Here is a 6213-nt window from a genome sequence, read left to right as displayed (position 1 = left end):
CTCGAAGCCGTTCTCGCGGAACCACTCCATGAACGCGGGCGCCTCGGGCACGCGCTCCTGGAAGCGGAACTTGGCGCCGTAGGCGACGCCGTCGATCACGAAGCCGCCGTTGGCCGTGTAGACCATGTCGGGCAGGCCCGGAATCGGGTCGATGAGCTGAACCTCGTGGCCCAGGGCGATGTACGTGTCGTACAGCGTCTGCCACTGCTGCAGAGCCACGGCCGTGTCGGTGGGGTTCGCCGGCTCCATCCACGGGTTGATCCGGTAGCTCACCGTGAAGTGCTCGGGGCGGCACATCAGATAGCGGCGGTGCTGCTGGATTCGCGGCTGGTCGGCGGTCACGGTGGTCACGGTATCGGACTTGGCCGTTCCCTGAGCCTGTCGCGCTCCCTGAGCCTGTCGCGCTCCCTGAGCCTGTCGAAGGGTGGTGGACATTTCGCTCCTCATCGGAATGGGGATGGCGGACGCTGTCCAGAGGCCCGTCGGCCCTTCGTTCCATGGTGCATCCGCACGACGAAGGGGGCGATCCGGGCACGCCGGGGAATATTGTCGCACGACTTCCTCTGCGCGCGGTCCGGAGTCCGTTCGGGCGGCGCGAGCCGAGGAGATGTCGCGAGACGAGGCCGGATTCGCGCAGAACGCCCTCGCCTCACGCGATCCCCTCGTCTCGCACTCACCGCGAGCACGCGGGTGGGTCAGTCCTCGACCCGCACCACGACCTTGCCCACCGTGTGCCCCGCGTCGACGTGCGCGAGCGCGTCGCGGGCCTCGTCGAAGGTGAACGTGCGCTCGATCACGGGCGCGAGCTCGCCGCGCGCGACCATCTCGAGCAGCGTCGACGTGACGGATGCCGTGGCCCGCGCCGCGAACGGGCGGAAGCGCCGCTTCGAGCCGATCGACCGGAACAGGGCGTGCAGCATCCGCCCGATCGGCCCGAACGGCCCATCGCCCTCTCCGCCGACCATCACGACGCACCCGCCCTCGCGCACGAGGTGCTGCACCACCCGCAGCGGAGCCTTGCCCGCGATGTCGATCACCGCGTCGAACGTCCCTTCCGGGAGCGACTCGGGACCGTTCGTGCGGTAGTCGAACGTGCGCGTGGCGCCGAGCCTCTCGACGAGCGCACGGTTCCGCTCGCCGCACAGCGCCCACACCTCGGCGCCGGAGCGGGCTGCGAGCTGCACGGTGTAGGTGCCGACACCGCCGGATGCCCCGATCACGAGCACGCGGCTGCCGGCGCCCACCCCGGCGAGGCGCAGCGCCTGCCACGCCGTTCCGCCCGCGAGGGGCACGGCGGCAGCAGTCACCGCGTCGATCTCCGCGGGGCGAGGCACGACGCGGTCGAACCGGGTCACGGTGTGCGTCGCGAGGCCTCCCCCGCCGCCGGAGATCTCGCCGACGACCTCGTCGCCGAGATGCGACTCGTCGACGCCCTCACCGACAGCGACGATGGTGCCCGCGACGTCCATCCCGCGCACGGGATTGCGGGGGCGCCGCAGGCCGAACCCGAGCCGGAGCACGCCCGGCTTGCCGCGCAGAATCTTCGCGTCGGCCGAGTTGAGGGCCGTCGCGCGCACCCGCACGAGCACCTCCCCCTTGCCGGGCGCGGGAGGGTCGATCGTGCGCTGCTCGAGGACCTCGGGGCCGCCGTAGGCGGGCTGGATCCAGGCGCGCGTGGTTGCGGCATCCGTGTTCATGGGGTCTCCTCCGGGTACTGGAAGACGTCGTCGAGACCCACCCCGAAGACGCGTGAGATCTGGAACGCGAGCTCGAGCGTGGGCGAGTACTTCCCCTGTTCGATCGCGATGAGGGTCTGGCGGGTGACTCCGATGCGCTTCGCCAGCTCGGCCTGCGTGAGACCCGCCTCCTCGCGCAGCGGGCGGATCGAGTTCGTGACGCGCGTGGGCTTGACCATCACACGAGTCCGCGTCGGTAGGCGATCACGCGCGCGATCCCGCCGACGAAGCTCGAGATCGCGAACCCGAAGAACATCGCGTTGGCGATCCAGAACCAGTCCGCCTCGAACGCGCACAGCACGATCACCGCGAGACCGCCCAGCACGAGGAACGCCGTGCCCACGCGCTCGCCCATGTGCGCGATGTCGCGGTCGCGCTGGTCGGACTTCCCGACCCCGTCGGGATCCCGCATGCCGGCGATGATTCCCCACGCGATGCTCACGAGGATCGTCAGCACGATGCCGGCGACGATCGTCCACAGCATGATCGGCCACCAGTCGACGTCCGTCAGCGGGCCACCGCCGGCCGTCTGCAGCACCACGACGATGTACGCGGGTATCACGATCGCCATCACGATGAGGCCCGCCCACGTGTTGCGCTCTTCGTAAACCATCGCCGGCTCCTTCGATGTCAGGTTTTCTTTACATCGAACCGTAGCCGCGCGTGGTCAATCGTGTCAAGAATTCTTTACACAGGCGCTGCACCCATCCACAGCCGGCGCGACGATGCCGGCCGTTCGGTTTAGGATTCCTCGACCCGTCACGGCCGACGGGTCGCCCCAGCACCACTCGGAGTCCCCTCATGCGCAAGCGCTGGATCGCGCTCATCGTCGTCGCGTCCGTCCTCGTCGTCCTCCTCGCGGGCGCGTACTGGGCGGGCCGCCACCTCTTCCACATGCCGACCGCGAAGGGCGTCGACTCGGTGGTCGGCGAGCTCGGCGGAACGCGCGTGCTCGGCGTGTTCGCCCACCCCGATGACGAGCAGACCGTCAACGGACTCTTCTGGCGCGCGAATGAGCATGACGGCGCCTACACCGCGATGATCACCGCGACGCAGGGCGAGGCCGGCCACCAGACGCCGGTGGTCGCACGACAGGACGATCTCGGCGACATCCGCAAGGCCGAGGCGCTCAAGAACAGCTTCAACCTCGGCGTCGACGAGCACGAGGTGTGGGACTACCCCGACGGCGGTGTGGCCGACGTCGACGAGGAGGAGCTCGTCGACCGCGTGGCATCCGTCATGAAGCGTGTGCGGCCCGACGTCGTCGTCGCGTTCTGGCCCGAGTCGGGCGCGACCGGGCACCCCGATCACATGCAGATGGGTCGCATCACCGAGCTCGCGATCGCGCAGCTCGCCGAGGAGGGCGGGTCCTATCGCGGCCCCGACCACATCGTGTACACGATCAGCCCGACGACCGCCCTTTCGATCTTCGGTGGCGAGGTGGGCACGTTCGTCGTCGAGAACCAGCCCGACCCCGAGTACGCGATGTCGGCCGAGGTCGGCAAGAAGCACGAGGGCTGGGCGATCCACGCGTCGCAGGCGAACTTCCTGCAGGAGGCGTACTACCTCCCGGCGTGGCTCGTGTACCTCCTGTGGGACCAGGAGTTCTACCACGTGCGCGACCTCGAGGCCGATCCGCTGGACTGAGTCGACGGATGCCGCGTCAGGGGCTGCGGCATCCCCTCCCACGCCCTCCGAAGGCACCGCCGAATACCGGTCATCACGCCGGACGACCGGATTTACAACGTCGTAAGAATTCTCTTTACAACGTCGTAAATCGTCAATACCCTGACGCTCAAACGGGCTTGGTCGAGGCCCGCCACTATTCAAGGAGGAACAGTGATGACAGTTCTGCTGCGGCGGAATCGGGGCGCAGGCGCCTCGATAGACGCCGGCGCCGAGCGGCGCCGCTCCCGCCTCGCGCGGCCGTTCACCGCTGTCGGTGTCGCGCTGGCGATGGTGCTGAGCTCGGCGCCGCTTGCCGCTCAAGCCGACGACGTGGACCTCACTCCGGGGCCCACGATCGTCAAGGACGAGAACTCCCCCACCGGCTACACGGGGCACTTCGTCTACTACAACCCGGATGCCACGAGCGTCCGCTTCGTCGCGGACATCCTGCTGCGCAACTGGGAGGACCCGAGCGACACGACGGTCTATCAGCCGTCCGAGTATCGTCCGGGCCTCATGCGCGGCGGCGGCGCCTACGACGTCGAGATGACCCCCGTCGGCGACGGGTACTGGGTGCACGACGTGCCGCTCGCGGCCGGCGTCAACCAGTACTGGTTCTACGTCAACAACAACACGAACCTGTGGGTGACGGATCCGGCGAACTCGCCGATCTACGCTCCGGACGGCCTCACGGGAACGGCGCGCCGCGCGTTCAACAAGGTGTACGTGCCCTATGACGCGGAGAAGCAGAACTACGCTCCGCTGGCGGCCCGCGAGATCGAGAACGAGCGCCCCGACACCGCGAAGGGCACGTGGAGCTACGTCGAGATCCCGAGCCTGCCTCCGCTGAACGGCATCCCGCGCACGATCGGCGTGTACCTGCCTCCGGGCTACGACGAGAACCGCGCCGAGCCGTACAAGCTCATCTACATGCAGCACGGCGGCGGTCAGGACCAGTCCGACTGGATGAACATCGGCGACGTGCCGGTGATCATGGACAACCTGCTCGCCGACGGCCTCACCGAGCCGGCGGTCGTCATCACGACGAACACGAACTACCTGGGCGCAGCGAACCAGGGTTACCCCAACCTGCGCAACATCGTGATGCCGTTCGTCGAGGAGAACTACAACGTCTCGACGAAGCCGATCGACCGCGCATTCGCCGGCCTGTCGGCGGGATCGTTCGTGACACAGAACATCATCAACTTCGATCCCACGCTGTTCGGCTGGTACGGCCCGTGGAGCGGCGGCGTCAGCGTCCAGGTGGCGGCGCCGAACCTCGCGGCCCCGTACATCCTGTATGGCGGCGGGGCATGGGACTTCGGTCTGCCCAACGCGAACCAGGTCGCCCAGCGCGATGCGGTCGCGTTCGTCGAGAACGTCGTGGTGGCAGGTGCGCACGACTTCAACGCGTGGAACCAGCTGTTCACGATCTTCGCGCGCGACTACCTGTGGCAGCCGGAGAAGTTCATCGCGGACGAGATCGGCCAGTTGAAGGACGGCGTGGCCGCCACGAGCCTGAACGGCGGGAACAAGAACGCCCTGACCGTGAAGCTCAACCAGGCCTACAACCTCGTCGCCAAAGACAAGAACGACGAGGCCCTCGAGGTGCTGGGCGGCTTCGTCGACCAGGTGAACGCGTTCGCGAGCAACGGCAAGCTGACCGCTGAAGAGGCGGACGGCTTCCTGGCGCTCGCTGACCAGCTGCTGTTCAACCTGGGCTTCTGGGAGTAGTCCGACACGGATGCGGGCTGCCGGCGCTGTCGTCGGCAGCCCGTTTCCTCGTCTAAGAGCGAGCGGGCGGCGGAGCCGTCGACTCGCGGACGACGAGCGATGTCGCCAGCTCCACCCGCGTGACCTCCGCCGTCGGCGCGTCGGCGAGCTCGAGCAGAAGTCGCGTGGCCTGCTCCGCCATCTCGCGCACGGGCTGGTGGATCGTCGTGAGCCGAGGACTCGCCAGTTCGGCGATCGCCAGATCGTCGAACCCCACGACGGACAGATCTTCCGGCACCGCGATGCCCAGCGAGTTCGCCGCGTGCAGCACGCCGAGCGCCTGGATGTCGCTGCCGGCGAAGATCGCCGTCGGAGTCTCGCGCCCGCTCAGCAACCCCGTCGCGTGCAGCTCGCCGCTCTCGAGGCGGAACTCCCCGAATCGCACCCACTCGGGGCGCACGGGCAGGTGTGCCGAGGTCATCGCGGCGCGGAATCCGTCGATCCGGGCGACAGCCGACATGACGTCGCGCGGACCGCTGATCGCCGCGATTCGCCGGTGGCCGAGGTCGATGAGATGGCGCGTGGCCGCGAGCCCGCCCGACCAGTTCGCCGACCCGATCGCGGGAATGTCGGGGTCGGGATCGCCCGACGGATCGATCACGACGAACGGGATGCCCCGCGCGCTCAGCTTCTGCTGGCCGGCGCGCGGCAGTCCCGCGAAGAGCAGGATGACACCCGTAGGCGCACGGCGCACGACCGACTCGAACCACTCCGGGCCGGGGCCCTGTCGGTCACCGCTGACCGAGAGCGAGATGGCGAGACCCACCTCCGCCGCGGCCTCGCGGACGCCCTCGATGATCGCGAGAGCCCACTCGCCGTCGAGTTCGTCGAGCACGACCTCGATGTACTCGCGCCGCTGCTTGCTCTTGCGTCGCCGGTACCCGCTCTCGCGCAGCTGCTCCTCGACGAGCGCACGCGTCGCCGACGACACATCCGCGGCGCCGTTGAGCACCTTCGAGATGGTCGTCATGGAGACCCCCGTCCGAGCGGCGATCTCCTTGAGGGTCACTCGCTGGGTTCTCGGCATCGCTCGACC

7 protein-coding genes are annotated in these 6213 nt (G+C 68.5%); 2 read left to right on the top strand and 5 right to left on the bottom strand.

Annotated features, from left to right (window positions below; all coding sequences use genetic code 11):
* From VFF97_RS14260 to VFF97_RS14245, 4 genes are all read right to left on the bottom strand, one after another.
* Window positions 1-297, bottom strand: a 297-nt coding sequence (locus tag VFF97_RS14260; protein WP_414684265.1) for a dimethylarginine dimethylaminohydrolase family protein, incomplete at its 3' end; no start/stop codon positions are given.
* A 398-nt stretch (window positions 298-695) separates the two neighbouring features.
* The gene (locus VFF97_RS14255) at window positions 696-1697 is read right to left on the bottom strand and encodes an NAD(P)-dependent alcohol dehydrogenase (RefSeq protein ID WP_325034159.1); all 1002 of its coding nucleotides are present in this window, start codon (window positions 1695-1697) and stop codon (window positions 696-698) included.
* Entirely contained in the window at window positions 1694-1915 is a 222-nt protein-coding gene (locus VFF97_RS14250) for a helix-turn-helix transcriptional regulator (RefSeq protein ID WP_325034158.1), read from the bottom strand. Before VFF97_RS14250 ends, VFF97_RS14255 begins: the two co-directional genes overlap by 4 nt.
* Window positions 1915-2349 (bottom strand): hypothetical protein, encoded by a 435-nt coding sequence (locus VFF97_RS14245; protein ID WP_325034157.1) that lies wholly within the window; start codon window positions 2347-2349, stop codon window positions 1915-1917. Before VFF97_RS14245 ends, VFF97_RS14250 begins: the two co-directional genes overlap by 1 nt.
* A 188-nt stretch (window positions 2350-2537) precedes the next feature.
* Here VFF97_RS14245 and VFF97_RS14240 point away from each other — a divergent pair, with 188 nt between their 5' ends.
* Window positions 2538-3383: a PIG-L family deacetylase gene (locus VFF97_RS14240; RefSeq protein ID WP_325034156.1), complete on the top strand. Its 846-nt coding sequence runs from the start codon at window positions 2538-2540 to the stop codon at window positions 3381-3383.
* Window positions 3384-3578: 195 nt separating this feature from the next.
* Window positions 3579-5138 (top strand): alpha/beta hydrolase, encoded by a 1560-nt coding sequence (locus VFF97_RS14235; protein ID WP_325034155.1) that lies wholly within the window; start codon window positions 3579-3581, stop codon window positions 5136-5138.
* Between the two features lie 52 nt (window positions 5139-5190).
* On the opposite strand, the gene VFF97_RS14230 is transcribed toward VFF97_RS14235, so the two are convergent.
* On the bottom strand, window positions 5191-6204 hold the full coding sequence (locus tag VFF97_RS14230; RefSeq protein ID WP_325034154.1) for a LacI family DNA-binding transcriptional regulator: 1014 nt from the start codon (window positions 6202-6204) through the stop codon (window positions 5191-5193).
* Between the last annotated feature and the right edge of the window lie 9 nt (window positions 6205-6213).

It is taken from the genome of Microbacterium sp. (assembly GCF_035687345.1).
In the GTDB taxonomy this organism is placed as follows: Bacteria; Actinomycetota; Actinomycetes; order Actinomycetales; family Microbacteriaceae; genus Microbacterium.
The sequence above is the reverse complement of the archived record's forward strand: the minus strand, read 5'-3'. Positions and strand labels throughout refer to the sequence as shown.